General features: G+C 74.1%; 20 protein-coding genes. 8 read left to right on the top strand and 12 right to left on the bottom strand.

Annotated elements, in window-relative coordinates; all coding sequences use genetic code 11:
- Window positions 1–58: 58 nt before the first annotated feature.
- From ACQEVS_RS27060 to ACQEVS_RS27030, 7 genes are all read right to left on the bottom strand, one after another.
- Window positions 59–442, bottom strand: coding sequence for a hypothetical protein (locus ACQEVS_RS27060; RefSeq protein ID WP_433024404.1), 384 nt, complete (start codon window positions 440–442; stop codon window positions 59–61).
- A gap of 115 nt (window positions 443–557) precedes the next feature.
- Window positions 558–1,124, bottom strand: a complete 567-nt coding sequence (locus ACQEVS_RS27055; RefSeq protein WP_433024402.1) for a hypothetical protein — start codon at window positions 1,122–1,124, stop codon at window positions 558–560.
- A 5-nt stretch (window positions 1,125–1,129) separates the two neighbouring features.
- The gene (locus tag ACQEVS_RS27050; protein WP_004942501.1) at window positions 1,130–2,251 is read right to left on the bottom strand and encodes an ROK family glucokinase; all 1,122 of its coding nucleotides are present in this window, start codon (window positions 2,249–2,251) and stop codon (window positions 1,130–1,132) included.
- Between the two features lie 239 nt (window positions 2,252–2,490).
- A complete protein-coding gene (locus ACQEVS_RS27045; protein WP_433024399.1) occupies window positions 2,491–3,375 on the bottom strand; it encodes an ATP-binding cassette domain-containing protein in 885 nt (294 codons plus the stop codon).
- Window positions 3,372–4,412, bottom strand: a complete 1,041-nt coding sequence (locus ACQEVS_RS27040; protein WP_433024397.1) for an ABC transporter permease — start codon at window positions 4,410–4,412, stop codon at window positions 3,372–3,374. Before ACQEVS_RS27040 ends, ACQEVS_RS27045 begins: the two co-directional genes overlap by 4 nt.
- Window positions 4,409–5,380 (bottom strand): sugar ABC transporter substrate-binding protein, encoded by a 972-nt coding sequence (locus ACQEVS_RS27035; protein ID WP_433024395.1) that lies wholly within the window; start codon window positions 5,378–5,380, stop codon window positions 4,409–4,411. Before ACQEVS_RS27035 ends, ACQEVS_RS27040 begins: the two co-directional genes overlap by 4 nt.
- A gap of 254 nt (window positions 5,381–5,634) precedes the next feature.
- Entirely contained in the window at window positions 5,635–6,354 is a 720-nt protein-coding gene (locus tag ACQEVS_RS27030; RefSeq protein ID WP_433027936.1) for a GntR family transcriptional regulator, read from the bottom strand.
- Between the two features lie 418 nt (window positions 6,355–6,772).
- Between ACQEVS_RS27030 and ACQEVS_RS27025 the strand changes: the two genes are divergently transcribed.
- On the top strand, window positions 6,773–7,435 hold the full coding sequence (locus ACQEVS_RS27025) for a LysE family transporter (protein WP_433024393.1): 663 nt from the start codon (window positions 6,773–6,775) through the stop codon (window positions 7,433–7,435).
- Between the two features lie 266 nt (window positions 7,436–7,701).
- Here ACQEVS_RS27025 and ACQEVS_RS27020 read toward each other — a convergent pair whose 3' ends face one another.
- Both ACQEVS_RS27020 and ACQEVS_RS27015 read right to left on the bottom strand, forming a co-directional pair.
- The gene (locus tag ACQEVS_RS27020; RefSeq protein WP_433024391.1) at window positions 7,702–8,361 is read right to left on the bottom strand and encodes a bifunctional 4-hydroxy-2-oxoglutarate aldolase/2-dehydro-3-deoxy-phosphogluconate aldolase; all 660 of its coding nucleotides are present in this window, start codon (window positions 8,359–8,361) and stop codon (window positions 7,702–7,704) included.
- Between the two features lie 390 nt (window positions 8,362–8,751).
- Window positions 8,752–9,189, bottom strand: coding sequence for a ribonuclease domain-containing protein (locus ACQEVS_RS27015; RefSeq protein ID WP_433024389.1), 438 nt, complete (start codon window positions 9,187–9,189; stop codon window positions 8,752–8,754).
- Window positions 9,190–9,358: 169 nt separating this feature from the next.
- On the opposite strand from ACQEVS_RS27015, the gene ACQEVS_RS27010 reads away from it, so the two are divergent.
- The 3 genes from ACQEVS_RS27010 to ACQEVS_RS27000 all read left to right on the top strand — a co-directional run bounded on the left by ACQEVS_RS27010 (window position 9,359) and on the right by ACQEVS_RS27000 (window position 10,946).
- Window positions 9,359–10,003: a helix-turn-helix domain-containing protein gene (locus tag ACQEVS_RS27010; protein WP_433024387.1), complete on the top strand. Its 645-nt coding sequence runs from the start codon at window positions 9,359–9,361 to the stop codon at window positions 10,001–10,003.
- Window positions 9,996–10,208, top strand: a complete 213-nt coding sequence (locus ACQEVS_RS27005) for a DUF6126 family protein (protein ID WP_433024385.1) — start codon at window positions 9,996–9,998, stop codon at window positions 10,206–10,208. Before ACQEVS_RS27010 ends, ACQEVS_RS27005 begins: the two co-directional genes overlap by 8 nt.
- Window positions 10,209–10,286: 78 nt before the next feature.
- A complete protein-coding gene (locus tag ACQEVS_RS27000; protein ID WP_433024383.1) occupies window positions 10,287–10,946 on the top strand; it encodes a transcriptional regulator in 660 nt (219 codons plus the stop codon).
- Between the two features lie 91 nt (window positions 10,947–11,037).
- Here the strand turns inward: ACQEVS_RS27000 and alc are convergent, their stop codons facing one another.
- Both alc and allB read right to left on the bottom strand, forming a co-directional pair.
- A complete protein-coding gene (gene alc, locus ACQEVS_RS26995) occupies window positions 11,038–12,192 on the bottom strand; it encodes an allantoicase (RefSeq protein ID WP_433024381.1) in 1,155 nt (384 codons plus the stop codon).
- On the bottom strand, window positions 12,189–13,523 hold the full coding sequence (gene allB / locus ACQEVS_RS26990) for an allantoinase AllB (RefSeq protein WP_433027933.1): 1,335 nt from the start codon (window positions 13,521–13,523) through the stop codon (window positions 12,189–12,191). Before allB ends, alc begins: the two co-directional genes overlap by 4 nt.
- Before the next feature lie 213 nt (window positions 13,524–13,736).
- Between allB and ACQEVS_RS26985 the strand changes: the two genes are divergently transcribed.
- From ACQEVS_RS26985 to ACQEVS_RS26975, 3 genes are all read left to right on the top strand, one after another.
- Entirely contained in the window at window positions 13,737–14,519 is a 783-nt protein-coding gene (locus ACQEVS_RS26985) for an IclR family transcriptional regulator (protein ID WP_433024379.1), read from the top strand.
- A gap of 186 nt (window positions 14,520–14,705) precedes the next feature.
- Complete coding sequence (locus ACQEVS_RS26980) at window positions 14,706–15,668, top strand: DegT/DnrJ/EryC1/StrS family aminotransferase (protein ID WP_433024377.1); 963 nt, start codon at window positions 14,706–14,708, stop codon at window positions 15,666–15,668.
- Window positions 15,665–16,117 (top strand): NUDIX hydrolase, encoded by a 453-nt coding sequence (locus ACQEVS_RS26975; protein WP_433024375.1) that lies wholly within the window; start codon window positions 15,665–15,667, stop codon window positions 16,115–16,117. Before ACQEVS_RS26980 ends, ACQEVS_RS26975 begins: the two co-directional genes overlap by 4 nt.
- A gap of 107 nt (window positions 16,118–16,224) precedes the next feature.
- Here ACQEVS_RS26975 and ACQEVS_RS26970 read toward each other — a convergent pair whose 3' ends face one another.
- On the bottom strand, window positions 16,225–16,584 hold the full coding sequence (locus ACQEVS_RS26970) for a DUF5955 family protein (protein WP_433024373.1): 360 nt from the start codon (window positions 16,582–16,584) through the stop codon (window positions 16,225–16,227).
- Between the two features lie 152 nt (window positions 16,585–16,736).
- Between ACQEVS_RS26970 and ACQEVS_RS26965 the strand changes: the two genes are divergently transcribed.
- Window positions 16,737–17,351, top strand: a complete 615-nt coding sequence (locus ACQEVS_RS26965; RefSeq protein ID WP_433024371.1) for a nucleotidyltransferase family protein — start codon at window positions 16,737–16,739, stop codon at window positions 17,349–17,351.
- Window positions 17,352–17,448 lie beyond the last annotated feature (97 nt).

Raw genomic sequence — 17,448 nt, 5'->3', positions numbered from 1 at the left:
CTCACAGTAGCCCCTGGGGGCATCGCACGTCAGCCGAGCGGCCGCTCCGCCTTCCCCGTCAGTTGTTGATGGTGAAGGAGCCGTTCAGGTCCCGGGTCTGGACGGCCGTGGTCACGGTGCTGTTGGAGAAGCTGTTGCTCACATTGCCGGAGCCGGTCCGGCCGGTCTCCAGAGCCTCCGCCTCCCGCCGCCAGTCCGCGAGGGCCTGCGCGAACGCGGGGTCCTGCCGGGCCCGGAGGGCCAGCGCCTCGGCCAACTCGGCGGCCCGCTCGGCGTCGTCGGGCGCGTCGGCCAGGGCGGTCAGCTCGCCGTCCTCCTCCGGCTCCCCGCCCGGCCGCCGCCGGACGACCAGGCTCCGCAGGGTTTCCCACGCCTGCCTCCCCGCCGCGCCGGCGGCCCCGCCGGCCAGGGTCATCAGCAGTTCGGGTGCTATCTGATCCATGAGGTCCGTCCTCCACCACGGCCCGCCGCTCGGGCCATGGGCCGAGCCTAGAACCGGTGGGGCCGTCGGGACCCGGGTTTGGTGAAGGAAACTCCCGGAGCGGCGGAACGGACCGTCAGGGACTCGTCGTGGAGACGACGAACACCCGCGGGTAGCGCGGGTCGTCGAGGTTCGCGGTGACCTCGATGTTGGGCTTGGGCTTGTCCTCCTCGCGGACCGTGCCCGCCCAGTGGTGCTTGCCGGTGAACTTCCAGCCGACGGTGGCCGCCTCGTCCTCGTCGATGGTCACGTCGCCCTCCTCCAGTTCGGAGGGCTTCATCCCGTGGTCGTTCAGCCACTGGCCGAACTTGTCGTGGGTGGTGGTGAACTGGAGGAAGAGGGAGCTGGACTTCCAGGAGTTGGTCTCGTAGTGGGCGACGTCCTCGGCGTCCGCCGGGACGGTCACCTCGTAGAGCCGCCGCTGGAGCCGGGAGGGCCAGCCCTCCTCCAGGCCGGTGATCGTGTGCTCCTCCTGCTTGTCGCCGTTGCCGTCGCGGCTCTGCAGCGCGGAGATGTAGAGGTACCCGGCCGGGATGGCGACGAGCAGGAAGACGATCAGCGGCTTGAGCCAGCGGCGCGGGCGGGGGCCGCCCGGGGTGCCCCCGGGCGCCTCCGCGGCCTCCTGGCGGTCCGTGTGCTCCATGGTGATCACCCGCGGCCGGCCCGCGCGTAGCGCTCGTACCGTTCGACGCGGCGCCGGTTGGCGCGCCGGAAGCGGCGGGCGACCAGCCGGGCGAGGTCGGCGGCGCCGACCATGCCGGCCTCGGGGCCGAGCTGGGCCCGGACGATGCGGGCCTCGGGGCGGTAGCCGCGGCCGGTCAGGTGGCGGCGGAAGGCGTCCCGGGCGGGGCCGATCAGCAGGTCGTCGGCGGCGCTGACGCCACCGCCGATGACGAAGCAGGACGGGTCGAGGGCGGCGGCGAGGTTGGCGATGCCGACGCCCAGCCACTGGCCGATGTCCTGGAGCAGCTCGACGCACATGGCGTCGCCGCCGCGGGCCAGCTCGGTGATGAGCGGGCCGGTGATCTCGGGGATGTTGCCGCCGACCCGGTCGATGATCCCGTACGCGACCGGGGACTCGGCGGCGGCCAGCTCGCGGGCCTCGCGAACCAGGGCGTTGCCGGAGCTGTACTGCTCCCAGCAGCCGCGGTTGCCGCACGGGCAGCGGTGGCCGCCGGGGACGACCTGCATGTGGCCGAACTCGCCCGCGACGCCGTACTTGCCGCGCTTGACCTGCCCGTCCTCCAGGATCGCGCCGCCGATCCCGGTACCCAGGGTGATCATCACCAGGTGGTCCTCGCCCCGGCCGGCGCCGAAGCGCCACTCGGCCCAGGCGGCGGTGTTGGCGTCGTTGTCGACCATGACGGGCACGGCCAGCCGGCCGGCCAGCCGGTCGCGCAGCGGCTCGTTGCGCCAGGACAGGTGCGGGGCGAACAGGACGCGGTTGCGGTCGGCGTCCACCCAGCCCGCCGCGCCGATGCCGACGGCGTGCACGTCGTGCCGGTCGGAGAGGTCCAGGACCAGCTCGACGATGGTGTCCTCGACGACCTTGGGGCTCTTGGACTTGTCCGGGGTCTCGGTGCGCACCTTCTCCAGGATCGTGCCGTCGGCGTCCACGACGCCCGCCATGACCTTGGTGCCGCCGATGTCGATGCCGACCGTGGGCACCCGGGGCGCGGTGAGGTGGGAACGGCGTTCGCGCGATCCGGTGGTACGGAGGACGGTGGCCCGTGCGGAGCCCCGGTGGACCCGCTCGCGGTAGATGCTCATCGCGGCACCTCCGCGCCTCGGTGGGCTCCGGCGGCAGATCGGGGGCGTGCTCGCACGAGGTCGTCGTCCCTGCGGTGGTCTCGGGAGGCCGGGGGCCTCGCGGATGCGGTCGGTGCGGGTGCTGCCCGCGTCGCCGATTGTGCCTCACCGGCGGTGTCCGCCGCACAACGGGCGGACGACCGGTGCACGACGGGCGGCGGGGCCCCGCACCGCCTCCGGTGCCGGGCCCCGCGGGGTGGCTAGGCGCCCTTCTCGGGCTTCGCGCCCTGCTCGGGCGTCGCGCGCTTCTCCGGCTTCTCGCGCTTCTCCGGGGCGCCGTCCGCCGGCTCGCGCGCCGCCAGATCGGGGGCGGCGGCCCGTTCCAGCTCGTGGCTGAGCTGCTCCAGCTCGCTGCCGCCCGCCATCTGCCGGGTGAGCTCGTCCAGGCCGATGTCGGCCTTGGCGTGGCTGCCGGCCATCGCACCCCGCTTGAGCAGCACGAACCGGTCGCCGACCAGGTACGCGTGGTGCGGGTTGTGGGTGATCAGCACCACACCGAGGCCCGCGTCGCGCGCGGCGGCCACGTACTTGAGGACGACGCCGGACTGCTTGACGCCGAGCGCAGCCGTCGGCTCGTCCAGGACCAGGATCTTCGCCCCGAAGTGGACGGCGCGGGCGATGGCCACGCACTGCCGCTGACCGCCGGAGAGGGTGCCGATGGGCTGGTCGACGTCGTGCAGCTCGATGCCCATCCGGGCCAGCTCGGTGCGGGTGGTCTCGCGCATGGCGGCCACGTCGAGGCGCCTGAACGGGCCCCGGCCCTTGGTCGGCTCCGAGCCCAGGAAGAAGTTGCGCCACACCGGCATCAGGGGGACCACGGCGAGGTCCTGGTAGACCGTGGCGATGCCCCGGTCCAGGGCCTCGCGGGGGGAGCCGAGACGGACCTCCTCGCCTTCGATCTCGAAGGTGCCGGCGTCGTGCCGGTGCAGCCCCGCGATGATCTTGATGAGAGTGGACTTGCCGGCACCGTTGTCGCCCAGCACACAGGTGATCTCGCCCGCGTGGACCTCCAGGGAGACGTCCTCCAGGGCACGGATGTTGCCGTAGTCCTTGCCGACGCCGGCCAGTCTGACCAGAGCGCTCATTTGCTGGCCTCCGCGCGCTTCCTGACCCAGGCGTTGAGCAGGGTCGCCAGCAGCAGCATCGCGCCGAGGAAGAACTTGAACCAGTCCGGGTTCCACTGCGCGTACACGATGCCCTTGCTCGTCATGCCGAAGATGAACGCGCCGACCGCCGAGCCGATGGCCGACCCGTAGCCGCCGGTCATCAGACAGCCGCCGATGACGGCCGCGATGATGTACAGCAGCTCGTTGCCGACGCCCTCGCCGGACTGCACCACGTCGTACGACATCAGCAGGTGCTGGCCGGAGACCCAGGCGCAGAACGCGACCGCCATGTAGAGGCCGATCTTGGTGCGCCGGACCGGGACGCCGACCGCGCGGGCCGCGTCCACGCCGCCGCCGACCGCGAACACCCAGTTGCCGGCCCGGGTGCGCAGCAGCACCCAGGTGGCGACGGCGACCAGGCCGATCCACCACAGGACGGTGACCTGGAGGTCCACGTCACCGAGGGTGAAGTGGGACGCGAACAGGGCGCGGGCGGAGTCGAACCCCTCCATGTCCCCGATGGTCTTGGTGGAGACGGTTCCGCTGATGAGCTTGGTGAAGCCGAGGTTGAGGCCCGTGAGCATCAGGAACGTGCCGAGCGTGATGATGAAGCTGGGCAGTTTGGTGCGGGTGAGCACGAAGCCGTTGAAGAAGCCGATCGCCAGGGTGACGAGCAGCGAGACGCCGACGCCGACCCAGACGTTGGCCGTCATCTGGTAGCTGAACATCGAGGAGACCAGCGCCGAGCTGGTCACCATCACACCGGCGGAGAGGTCGAACTCGCCGCCGATCATCAGCAGCGCCACCGGGACGGCCATGATGCCGATGGTCGACGACGCGTAGAGCACGGTGGAGAGGCTCGGCGCGGACAGGAAGGAGTCGGCGACGATCGCGAAGAAGACGAAGACCGCGGCGGCGCCGACGACCGAGCCCAGCTCGGGGCGGCCGAGCACGCGGCGCGGCAGGCTCCGGACCCGCGGGGCCGCCTCGGGGGCGGTGGCGGTGGTGGTGCTCATCGCGTCCCCCGCTTGGTGTACTCGGCCAGCACCTTGGCGTCGTCCTTGGTGACGATCTGCGGGCCGGTGAGGACCGGGCGGCCGCCGCCGAGCATGTCGCGGTTGTAGCGGTAGAGCCAGAGCAGGTCGACGGCCTCGTAGCCCTGGAGGTACGGGTCCTGGTCGACGGCGAAGCCGAGGGAGCCGTCCTTGAGGGCGTCGGCGACCTTGGCGTTGAGGTCGAAGGTGTCGACCTCGGCCTTGCTGCCGGCCTGCTGGGCGGCCTTCACGGCGGTCGGCGCGAAGGGGGCGCCGAGCGTGACGACGGCGTCCACGTCCTTGTCGGACTGGAGCTTGGCCTCGATGGAGGACTGGACGTTGGGCATGTTGGTGCCCTCGACGTAGAGGTTCACCACCTCGCCCTTGAACGCCTTCTTCACGCCCTCGCAGCGCTGCTCGTGGCCGACGTTGCCCTGCTCGTGCAGGACGCAGACGGCCTTCTTCTTCCCGCGCTGGTTGAGCTGCTCGCCGACGGCCTCGCCCGCGATCACCTCGTCCTGGCCGATGTGGGTGAGGGCGCCGAACTCCTTGGACTTGTCCGAGCCCGAGTTCACCGTGATCACCGGGATGCCGGCCTTCTCCGCCTTGGCGACGACGTCCTTCAGGGCGTCCGGCTTGGCGAGGGACACGATCAGGCCGTCGACCTTCTGATCGATCATGGCCTGGACGCTCTGGGCCTGCTTGTTCCCCTCCACGTCGTGCGCGTAGAGGAACTTGATGTTGTCCTTCACGGCCGCCTGCTTGGCACCGCTCTGCACGATGTCCCAGAAGGTGTCGCCATCGCCCGAGTGGGTGACCATCGCGAAGGTCCACCGGGGCGTGTCGACCGCGGAACGCCCCTGGGCGGCCCTGGCGGCCCGCTCCTCGGCGCGCTTGCCGCCCGTACTGCTGCACCCCGCCAGTGTGGCGCCGAGCACCGCTGCCAGCACGGCGCTCACCGCACGTACGCCTGTCCGAACCCTTGCCACGAGGACTTGCCCTTCCACTGTCTGTCACGGTGCGGCCGGGCCCCGGTCCCGCGGGCCCGACCGCCCAAGTATCCGTCACGATCCGTCACGGTCGTCCGGCGGGGCTTTTCCCGGCGCGGTGTGCAGGTGTTCTAGTGGTGTGCGCCACACCACGTCAATACTTTGTCAGAACATTCTGTCGACCGGATGATCTCCGACGGCTCCGGGGGACCGTCTCACGGCCGGGCCAGCAGCTGGAAATCGAAGGAGTAGCGGGACGCGCGGTAGAGGTGCGAACCGAGCTCCACGGCCCGTCCCGTGTCGTCGAACGTCGTCCGCTCCATCGTCAGCAGCGGCGCCCCGGGCGGCTCCGCGAGCCGCTCGGCCTCCTCGGCGTCGGCCGCGCGGGCGCCGATGGTCTGCCGGGCGCTGTGCAGGGTGATGCCGGCGGAGCGCATCAGCCGGTACAGACCGGTCTCGGCCAGGACGTCGCCGTCGAGGTCGAGCAGGCCGACGGGGAGGTGGTTGCGCAGGTGGGCCACGGGCTCCCCGTGCGCCAGGCGCAGCCGCTCGACGCGGACGACGTCCGTCCCCTCGGGCACCCCGAGGGCGGCGGCGACGCGGGCGGTGGCCGGCTCGGTCGTCCGGCCCAGCAGCAGGGTGGCGGGCTGCTGGCCGGCGGCCTCCAGGTCGTCGTAGAGGCTACTGAGCTCCAGCGGGCGCTTCACCTGGCTGTGCACGACCTGGGTGCCGACCCCGCGGCGGCGCACCAGCAACCCCTTGTCGACGAGCGACTGGATCGCCTGCCGCACGGTCGGCCGGGACAGGCCCAGCCGCGCGGCCAGCTCGATCTCGTTCCCGAGCAGGCTGCCGGGGGCGAGCCCGCCCTGCTCGATGGCGGCTTCGAGCTGCTGGGCCAGCTGGTAGTAGAGCGGGACGGGGCTGCCGCGGTCCAGGGAGAACTGGAGGGGCCGGTGCTGCGGGGGCCGGTGTCGCGGGGACTGGGCTCGCTGGGCCTGGTGTTGGGGTGCCTGGGACTGCGGTGCCTGGGACTGCGGCGCCTGGTGCTGCGGTGTCTGGTGCTGCGGGGGTCGGTGCTTCGCCACTCCGTGGAGGGTAGCGGGGGGGCCTGATGACGGGAAGTCCGGAGGTTCTATTGTCCGGACATATGGGACCCGGCCGGTCATCGGGGGTTCGTCGCGGGCGCTCTGGCGCGCGTCCCGGGAGCGCGCGAGGATCGCTGCGGCGTACGGGCGCGGGCCTCGCCGCCGCCGTCCCGGACGATCACAGCCCGGCCCGCGGACGACCACGACTCGGCCCGCGGACGACCACAGCCCGACACGCGGACGACCACGACTCGGCAGAGGAGCACCGATGAAGGTTCTGGCCCTCGGGGTGGCGCTCGGTCTGAGCGCCGGCATCAGCCCCGGGCCGCTGCTGGCGCTGGTGCTGTCGGGTACGTTGCGCGGCGGGCTCGGGGTCGGGCTGCGCGTGGCCGCCGTGCCGCTGCTGACCGACCTGCCGGTGATCGCGCTGTCGGTGACGGTGCTCTCCGCGCTGCCGGACCGGGCGGTCGCGGCGGGCGGCCTCCTCGGCGGCCTGTTCCTCCTGTGGCCGGCCTGCACCACGCTGCGGGAGGCGCGGACGGCCACGCTGCCGACGCCGGAGGCCCCGGCCGCGCCGGACGCCTCCCCCGGACCGGACGCCCCCCTTCGTACCGCCGCGGACCGGCGGACCGTCCGGCAGGGCGTGGTGGTCAACCTCCTCAGCCCGCACCCGTGGCTGTTCTGGCTGACGACGGGGTCGCCGCTGCTCGTCGACGCGTGGCGGGAGCGCCCCGGGGGCGCCGTCGGCTTCCTCGTCGCCTTCTACGCGCTGCTGGTCGGCAGCAAGGCGCTCCTCGCCCTGGTGGTGGCCCGCACCCGGCACCGCATGAACACCCGCGTCTTCCGGCTGCTGCTCGCGGGGTCGGGCCTGCTGCTGCTGGCCGCCTCCGCATTGCTGCTGGTGACCTTCGGGGCGCGGGTGATCGGGTGAGGGACGGGGCCCGCGCGATCGGGTGAGGGACGGGGGCGTGGCCAGGGGGGCGGCGGAGGTGCGGAGCCGGTGGGCCGGCGCGCGGCGACGCCCCGGGCGGGCGCGGGCGACGGCGTTCGGCGGGTGACCGCGCACCAGGCGCGTCCGACGCCCCGGGCCAGGGCGCGGGCGGGCGGACGTCGGAGCGTGCTCCCGGTCAGGGCCGCGGGCCGGGGAAGCGCCGCCCGACGGCTCGCGCTCCCGCTCCGCCCCCCGTCCCGCAGCGCCTAATCCCTTCCCACCCCTTCTCCCGTCCCTTCGCCCCGGTCCGCCTCCGCCAGCCGGGCGATCAGGTCCTCCACCCGCTTCGCCACCGCGTCACGGTCGCCCTCCGCCAGGACACCGCCGATGCCGCAGGCGACGGCTCCGGCGGCGATCCACTCGGGGGCGGTGTCGACGCCGACGCCGCCGCTGGGGACCAGGGCGGCCTGCGGCAGTTCGGAACGGATCTCGCGGACGCGCCCGGGGTGGTGGCCGGCGGCGGGGAACAGCTTCAGCGCGTCGGCGCCCAGTTCCAGGGCGCGGACGATCTCAGCGGGCGTCGAGACGCCGGCGAAGACCGGGACGCCGTAGCGGTGGCCGGTGCGCAGCACCTCGGGGTCGAGGGCGGGAGAGGCCAGGAAACGGGCGCCGGCCTCGACGGCCATCCGCGCGGAGGCCGCGTCCAGGACCGCGCCGGCCCCGATGAGCGCCTCGTCGCCGACCTCCCGGACCAGGGTGGCGACGGCGTCGAGGGCGAAGGGCGTGGCGAGGGATATCTCCAGGCTGGTGAGGCCGGCCGAGAGCAGCGTGCCGGACGTCAGCGTCGCCTGGTCGTAGCTGTCGCCGCGCACCATGGCGAGGACGCGTTGCCCCAGCGCGGCCCGGGTGATCTCCCAGCGGTACACGACAGTTCGCCGCCCTTCTCGTCGCGCGCGGATCGTTCGCGGTTCGCGTGGCCGCGGTTCGCGGGTTCACGGCTCGCGCGGCCGCGGTTCGCGGAACGAGAAGAACGGTAACGGCAGGGACTGACATCCGACCCCGGCTCGCGGTTCCCCGGGCACCCGGAACGGCCCGCGGGAGCGTGCGGGAGTACGGCCGGGTGTGACGACACCTGGCCTGTTGCGCGCGGAAGCTGACGCTCCATCAGCTCACGCGCCGGAGCGGCCCACCCCGCGGAGCCACGGATTCCGGCGCGGGCGCCGCCAACCGGCCGAGCGCCGCCGACCGGCCGGACGACGCCAACCGGCCGAGCGGCACCCGCCCGGCCGGTTGACAGTCAACAGAAGAAGCGGCGGTCAGCAGGAGAAGTCGACGCGGGCGAACGACTGGTAGTGGTCCGCGCTGTAGTAGTCCTCGTGGTCGGCCTCCCCGGCGACGATCCGGCGCGCGCCGCGGTCGGGCGAGCCCGGCGTGATCACCGTGTACTCGTGGTAGTAGCCGCTGCCCTGCTTCGGCAGCACGCCCTCGCGGTTGGAGAAGACCGTCCCGTCCTTGGGGTACGGGAAGGGGCCGCCCTCGTCGATCAGGTCCAGCGTGTCGTGGGCCTGCGACGGCAGGGCGGACTGACAGACGTGGCCGACGCCCTTCACGGCGAGCGAGGCGGCCGAGACGGAGGGGGCGGAGGAGGCAGGGGTGGCGGGAGCCGCCATGGCGGCGGCGGGGGCGCCGAGGAAGAGGAAGGAGGCCAGCACGGCGGGCGCGCCGAGGCGTGCGAAACGGTGGGGGATGTTCATGCGCCCAGGATGACGCGCGTAGCGCATGTCATGTCAACGACAAAGACCCGATGTTTGCTCATCGTTCACCGAATCCGGGGACGACCCGGAGAGGAAGTGGGTTCGCGGCGTATTTGCCTCAGAGGCAACAACTTTTGCCTTTGAGGCACGGCAGGGCTATACCGGGAGCATGAGCCCGAACACCGGCACGGACGCCCCCGAGACCGAGGATCTGCCCGCCGTCGCCCCGCAGTTGCGCGCGCTGCGCACCCGCAGCGCGCTGACGCTGGAGGCCGCGGCCGCCAGGGCCGGACTGTCGCCCGCTCACCTGTCCCGACTGGAGACCGGCCGCCGGACGCCGTCCCTCCCCATGCTGCTGGCGCTCGCGCGCACCTATGGAACGACGGTATCCGACCTCCTGGGCGAAGTGCCCCAGACGGCCGATCCGATCGTGCGCGCGGACCGGATGGAGCCCCAGCGCGCGGGCGGCTGGACATACTGGCGCGCCGGCGGCTCCGGCCGCGCCATGCAGGCCCTGCGGCTGCACGTGCCGCACGGCCACGACGCGGCGGGCCAGGAGGACTTGGTGCGGGTGCACCCGGGCGAGGAGTGGCTGTACGTCACCGGCGGCCGGCTCCGGCTGTCCCTCGGTGGGACGACGCACCTGCTCGGCCCGGGCGACGCCGCCCACTTCGACTCGCTCACCCCGCACCGCATCGCGTCCGCCACGCCCGGCGGGGTGGACCTGCTGTTCATGCACACGCTGATGCAGAGCGGCGCGGCCGGGCTGTGCCTCGGCGACGCCGGACCCAACCGGAGGGGACACCATGAGTGACACCGCGCACCGCCGGCCGGCCGGACAGGCCGCGCACGAGGCCGCGACGGCACCGGCCGCGCCGGAGCCGCCCGCCCCCGTCAGGGAGGCGGCGCAGGTGGAGGACCGCGCGCCCATGGGCATGGCGGTGCGGGTCTTCATCTACCTGGTCGCCGTCCACTTCATCTCCGCCTTCTTCTTCCTCCTCTTCTACCTGGGCAAGTGACCGCTCCGGGCCGGGAAGGACCGCTATCCTGGCGGCCCTTCCCCGCACCCCGGGCTCCCCCAGGAAGGCGGAACGCCGATGGCGCGCTCGGCTCAGGACGTCCTCGCGGACGCGGTACGCGAGCTGACCCCGGACACCGGTGCCAACCGGCTCGTCCCCCTGATCGCCGAGGGTTCGGCGCCGCGTTCGGTGATCGCCGCGTTCGCCCTGGAGCAGCACCACGTCATCGCGTCCGACCGGATCTCGTACCGCCACCTGGCGGAACGGTCGGCGGGCCGCCCCGCCGTCGAGGCGTTCTTCGCGCCGCTCGCGGACGGCGAGACCACCGCCCTGGAGCTGCTGGACCCGCTGGCGGCGGCCTGCGGCCTGGACGAGCGGTCGGTACGGGCGTACGAGCCGACGCCGGGCTGCCAGGCGTACCCCGCGTACACGTCCTGGCTGGCGCTGCAGGCCGAGCCGGTGGACGTGGTGGTGGCTCTGACCGTCAACTTCGCGACGTGGAGCGGCTACTGCGCCGTGCTGGGCCGGGCGCTGCGCGCGCACTACGGGTTCGACGACACGGCCTGCGGCTTCTTCGACCTCTTCGCCCGGCCCGCGCCGGACGCCGCCGACGCGGCCCTGGCGGCGGTGGCGGCCGGGCTGGCGGACGGCCTCCTCACGGAGGGCCTGGCCCACCGGTACGGCCGGCTGCTGCAGAACTACGAGACGATGTTCTGGAACGCGCTCGCGGAGACGTGACGACTGCCGCCCCACGGCGTCGCCTCACCCGCCCCACCGCGTCGCCCATCCCGCCGCGTCGCCCGCCCACGACGTCACCCGTCCCGCCGTCTCACCCGCCCCACCGCTCCTCCAGCCCCCGCACCCCCTCCCCCGTCAGCGTCCCGTGCGCCCGCAGCCGGGCGATCCCGCCGTCGGGGTGGATGTCGAGCCGGAGGTGGGTGGCGACCGGGTGGCCGGGCAGCGGGAAGCGGTGGACGGAGTCGGGCTGGAGGCGGGTGCGGGGGATGATCTCCGTCCAGTCGCCGCCCGCCGCCGCGTCGCGCGCGGAGAGCGCCGCCCAGCCCGCCGCGTTGCCCTTGAGGCAGCCGGTGTCGATCTCGACGGCGCGCAGCCGCGACTGCCCGGCCAGCCGGTAGCGCACCCAGTCGTGGCCCCGGTCGCGCCGGCGGCGGGTCTCCCAGCCGTCGTCCATGCGCCGCGAGCGGCCCGGCAGGATGGTGCCGAAGGGCGAGGAGTAGAAGCGGTCGGAGGCGTCCTCGACCAGGCCGCCGTTCTCCAGCGCGGCCACGTCCACCGTCCCCAGCGCGGTGAGCCAGGCCGGGTCCGGGACGGGTTCGCCGTGCACGCGGAAGCGGGCGACGCCGCCGTCGGGGTACTGCTTGAGGCGCAGGTGGGTCCAGCGGCGCGGGTCGTCGACGGCGAAGGCGTTGGCCGCGTGGCCGCCGACCGGGACGCGCGGGACGAGGACGGTCCACGAGACGCCGTCCGCGGCCGGTTCCCCGGGGGACGGCGTGCCGGGCAGCGCGGTGGCCTCGACGCTCACGGCCTGCGGGTGGTTGCCGCGGAAGTGGGCGGTATCGACGACGAGACCGCGGACGACGCCCGGCACGCCGAGCCGGACGAGGGCCCAGTCGTGGTCGCCGTCGGCGGGGTACGGGTGCGCGGCGGACGGGCCGCGGCGGCGGCGGGTCTCCCAGCCGTCCATGACCTTGCCCTTGTGGCCGAAGCGCTCGGGGTCGAACCGGGCGGGGCCGGGGACGAGGAGGTTCTCGCGCTCGGCGAAGAACTCGTCGTTGGCGGCGATGACGGCGCCGCCGAGGCGGCGGTCGGCGAGGTCGGGGAGGTGGCCGAACGGCGTCTCGGCGGCGGCCCGGTAGTCGGCGTACGGGTCACCGCCCCGGTAGGGCTGCGCGGGGCCGGCGAACGAGGTGAGGGCGGCGGATGTCCCGCTGGTGGTTCTGCTGACGGTCCCGCTGGTGGTCATGCGCGCTCCAGGAGTCGGCCGGTGGGTTCGGTGAGGGCGCCGCGGTGGTGGATCCGCCGGCCGCGCAGCCAGGTGGACCGGACGACGCCGCTCAGGGTCCGGCCGGCGTAGGCGGTCACCGGGTTGCGGTGGTGCAGGGCGGCCGGGTCGACGGTGAACGTCTCGTCGGGGGCGAGGACCGCGAAGTCCGCGTCGCGGCCGGGCTCGATGGCGCCCTTGGCGGGAAGTCCGGCGAGGGCGGCGGGGGCGGTGGCCATCCAGCGGGCCACGTCGTCCAGGGTGTGGCCGCGCCGGCGGGCCTCGGTCCAGACGGCGGGCAGGCCGAGCTGGAGGGAGGCGATGCCGCCCCAGGCGCGGCCGAAGTCGGGGACCTTGAGGTCGGCGGTGCACGGGGAGTGGTCGGAGACGACGCACTGGACGGTGCCGGCGGCCAGTCCGGCCCACAGCGCGTCCCGGTTGGCGGCCTCGCGGATGGGCGGGCAGCACTTGAACTCGGTGGCGCCGTCCGGGACTTCCTCCGCCGTGAGGGTCAGGAAATGCGGGCAGGTCTCGGCGGTGATCCGGACGCCGGCCGCGCGGGCGGCGGCGAGCGTGCCGAGCGCGTCGGCGGAGGACAGGTGCAGGACGTGGACGCGGGTGCCGTGCCGGCGGGCGACGGCGACGAGCCGTTCGACCGCCGCGTTCTCGGCGTCGCGCGGGCGGGAGGCGAGGAAGCCGGCGTAGCGGGGCCCGTCCGGCCCGGGCGCGCCGTCCAGCCGCTCCGGGTCCTCGGCGTGCACGATCAGCAGCCCGTCGAAGGCGGCGAGCTCGGCGGCGGCCGCGTCGAGGGCGGCCGCGTCCAGCGGCGGGAACTCGTCCACGCCGGACGGCGAGAGGAACGCCTTGAAGCCGAGCACGCCGGCGTCGTGCAGCGGGCGCAGGTCGGCCCGGTTGTCCGGCACCGCGCCGCCCCAGAAGCCGACGTCGACGTGGACGGCGGGACGGGCCGTGTCCCGCTTGACCCGGAGGTGCGCGACGGTGGTGGTGGGCGGGACGCTGTTGAGGGGCATGTCGACGAGGGTGGTGACGCCGCCGGCCGCGGCGGCGCGGGTGGCGGTGGCGAAGCCCTCCCACTCCGTGCGGCCGGGGTCGTTGACGTGCACATGAGTATCGACAAGCCCGGGCAAAAGAACATCGTCCCCAAGGTCCTCGACCGGAACGCCGGCAGCGACCGGGGCATCATGATCACCGACAGCGGCGATACGGCCGTCCTCGACGGCGACGGAGGCGGGGCGGGTGCCGTCGGGCGTCACCACGCGCCGGGAACGCAGGACGAACTGCCGGTCGGACACGGCGCCCCCGAGGGTCAACAGGCGGATTTCAACGTTCTGTTGAACAGCACTGGCCCGCAGTTTCCATCTCTGACGGGACCCCGTCAACCCCTCCACCCCCACCAGCGGGTTTCCGCCTGCCGGGAGCGGGCTTCCACGGCCCAGAACCAAGGGTGAGCCACCGGCCACGGCCCGGTAGGCTGCTCCCACCCCACCCCGGAAGGACCGCGACCAGTGCCCTCGTCCGAGCCCAGAACCCCGTCAGCCACCGGGGGCGTGCAGTCCCTCGAGCGCGCCTTCGTCCTCCTGGAGCGCATGGCCGACGCCGGCGGTGAGGTCGGGCTGAGCGAACTGGCCACGGCCAGCGGCCTGCCGCTGCCCACCATCCACCGGCTGATGCGCACCCTCGTCGCCACCGGCTACGTCCGCCAGCAGCCCAACCGCCGCTACGCCCTCGGCCCGCGCCTGATCCGCCTCGGCGAGAGCTCCGCCCGCCTGCTCGGCACCTGGGCCCGGCCGCACCTGACCCGCCTGGTCGACGAGACGGGCGAGACGGCCAACATGGCCCTGCTCGACGGCGACGAGGTCGTTTACGTCGCCCAGGTGCCCTCGCGCCACTCGGTCCGCATGTTCACCGAGGTCGGCCGCCGCGTCCTGCCGCACACCACCGGCGTCGGCAAGGCCCTCCTCGCCCAGGCCCCCGACGACGAGGTCCGCGCGATCCTCGGCCGCACGGGCATGCCCGCCGCCACCGAGAAGACCATCACCTCCCCGGACGTCTTCGTCGACGCCCTGGCCCGCGTACGCGACTCCGGCTTCGCGGTCGACGACAACGAACAGGAGATCGGCGTCCGCTGCCTGGCCGTCCCGGTCCCCGACTCCCCCACGGCCGCGGCCATCTCCATCTCGGGCCCGGCGGGCCGCGTCACGGAGGAGGCGACGGAACGCATCGTCCCCCTCCTGAAGCAGGTCGCGGCGGAACTCGCGGCGACCCTGGCGGACACGACGCCGGCCTGACGGCCGGGGGACGAAGGTTCGGCGGGCGGGTCCCGCGCCGACGGACTGGGACGGAGGCGGGTGACCGCGTGGCGCACCCGCTGGGCGCCACGCGGTGGAGCCCCGGCGGACCACTGTCCTCCGGCGAAGCACACGGCCGCCGGGTGCCGAGGTCTCCGCGGTCGAAGGTGCTGTTGCCCCGTAGGGGTGAAGCAGCCAGGCGCACGGAACCGGCCGGCAGCCACTCGCGCCCACCCCGTCCTCGCCGACGTCGACGGCCACGGCCGGCTCGACCTGGAGGACGCCGCCCGGCGCATCACCGCCCGGACGAAGGCGGTGGTCGCGGTGCACCTGTGGGGGCTGCCCGAGGACATGGACGCGCTGGAGTCCTTCGCCGATCAGCACGAGTTGATGCTGCTGGAGGACGGCTCCCACGCCCACGGCGCCACCTGGAACGGCCGGATGACCGGTACCTTCGGCACCGCCGCGGCGTTCAGCCTCAACGGCCCCAAGCCGCTCTCGGCCGGCGAGGGCGGGTTCGTCGCCACCGACGACACCGAGCTGTACTACCGGGTCCTGCTGCACGGCCAGTACAACAAACGGTGCCGCCGCGAGATCCCCACCGGTCACCCGCTCGCACGCTTCGCGGTGACCGGCATGGGCCTCAAACTGCGCATCCACCCCCTCGCCGCCGCGCTCGCCCGCTCCCAGCTCACCCGCCTCGGCCATCACCTGACCGGGCGCCAGGAGATCGCGGGCCGGATGTGCGCCGCCCTGGACAGCGTGCCGGGCATTCGGGTGCCGCACGTGCCGGTCTCCGCCCGGCCGTCCTGGTACGCGCTGCCGCTGCGGTACGAGCCGGCCGAGCTCGGCGGGCTGCCCCTGGCAAGGTTCCTCGACGCCGTACGCGCCGAAGGCGCCACCGAGGCCGACCGGCCGGGCTCGACCTGCCCCCTGGGCACTCATCCACTGTTCCGGGCTCCTGGTGCCCTGCTTCCTGGCTACGCTGACCGCCAGGGCCCCACCACCGACGACTTTCCGGCGGCCGGGCACGTGCACGCCACCACCTTCAAGCTGCCGGTCTGGCACCGCGAGGCGGACACCCACCTCGCCGACGCCTACACCGCGGCCATCACCAAAGTCGCCTCCCACGCGAAGGACCTGCTGTGAGTACCCTCGACACCGCTCTGCTCGACGACCTCGCCCGCGCCGCCGCACGCGACGGCATCGACAAGACCGTCGTCGGCGCCGTCATCCCCGACGAGGGCGGCAATGTCCTGCTGCTGCACCGGTCGGCCGACGACTACCTCGGCGGACTGTGGGAGCTGCCCTCCGGCGGCGTGGACCCCGGCGAGACCCTCGTCGAGGCCCTGCGGCGGGAGGTTGCCGAGGAGACCGGGCTGACGGTCACGGCCGTCGGCGGCTACCTCGGGCACTTCGACTACCGCTCCGGCAGTGGACGCGCCACCCGTCAGTTCAACTTCACCGCCACGGTCACGGGCGAGACGGTCACGCTCACCGAGCACGACGCGCACGTGTGGGCCGACCGCACCCAGCAGGACCGGGTGTCCAGCGCCGTCCGGACCGTTCTCGACACCTGGCGCGACAAGGCGGTCTGACCTGATCCCCACCGGGCTCCGGTCGCTTTCCACCGAAGAGCGGACGGGGCCCACGGCTGTTCGGGGCGGACCCAGTGGCCGGCCGCCCCGGCCGAACGGCACAGCCGTCAACCCGTCGTACCGGGCCCCTCCGGCCGGGAGGCCGTCGGCCCGCGTTCCGCGAAGCGGTCCACCGCCTCGCGGACCTCGTTCAAGGCCGGGGCCAGGGCGCTCACCGAGCCGACGGCGCCCGCCACGAGGAGCAGGGAGCTGCGGAGGCGGGAGACCTCCGGGGTGCCCGTGCGGGTCATCGCGTCGAGGGCGGCGAGTTCGTCCTCGGCGGCGTCCCGGTCGGGTAACCGGGCGGGGTGCGCGGCCAGTGCCCGGCGGAGCCGGGAGACCGCGGCGCCCAGTTCGTCCACCCTCGGGTCCCGCTCGCCGGCCCGGCCGGTCGGCCCCTCTTCCACCACCACGGCGCCTTCCGCCACGAATCTCCCCCTGCCCACGCACGCGCGATCAGTTAACGCCACTTTCCGCGGGCCGCGCCACACGGAAAGCGAAATTCAGGCCGCGTCTTCCTGAGCGGCCGGCGAACTCCCGTACGAGGCGTGGGCGGCCGGGATTGCGCTATGCAAGGGGCATGACGCTGACGAGGGAAGAGAGCGCCCCGCCCGTCGCCGGGCTGCTGCTGGCCGCGGGCGGGGGGCGGCGGCTCGGCGGGCGGCCCAAGGCGCTGCTGGAGCACCGGGGCCGCACGCTGGCCGAGCGCGCGGTCGCGGAGCTCGCGGCCGGTGGCTGCGAGCCGCTGCATGTCGTCGCGGGCGCCGCGGCGGCGGAGGTCCGGCGGCGGCTCGCGGGGGCGGGCTGCACCGTGGTCGAGAACCCCGACTGGGCGGACGGCATGGGCTCCTCGCTCCGGAGCGGTCTGGCGTCGCTCGCCGGGACCGGGGCGTCGGCGGTCCTGGTGATGCTGGTGGACCAGCCGGGGATCGGCGCGGCGGCGGTGGCCCGGGTGGTGGCGGCGCACCGCGCGGGGGCCGGCCTGGTGACCGCGTCATACGCGGGCCGGCGTGGTCACCCGGTGCTCTTCGCCCGCCCGCACTGGGCGGGCGTCGCCGCGTCGGCCACGGGCGACCGGGGCGCGCGTGCGTACCTGCGCGCGCACGCGGCGTCGGTGACCGCCGTCGCGTGCGACGACGTCGCCGATCCGGACGACATCGACGCCCCGGCGGATCTCCTCCGGATCCTCGGGTGAGGTGAGCCCGGGCCCCGGCCCCTCGGGCTCACCACCTCCGAGCAACGTCCGGTGTGGGGCGGCCCGTTCACCGCGGGCCAGGAGCGCCGACGGGAGC

Source organism: Streptomyces sp. CA-181903, assembly GCF_050937075.1.
Lineage (GTDB): Bacteria > Actinomycetota > Actinomycetes > Streptomycetales > Streptomycetaceae > Streptomyces.
The sequence above is the reverse complement of the archived record's forward strand: the minus strand, read 5'-3'. Positions and strand labels throughout refer to the sequence as shown.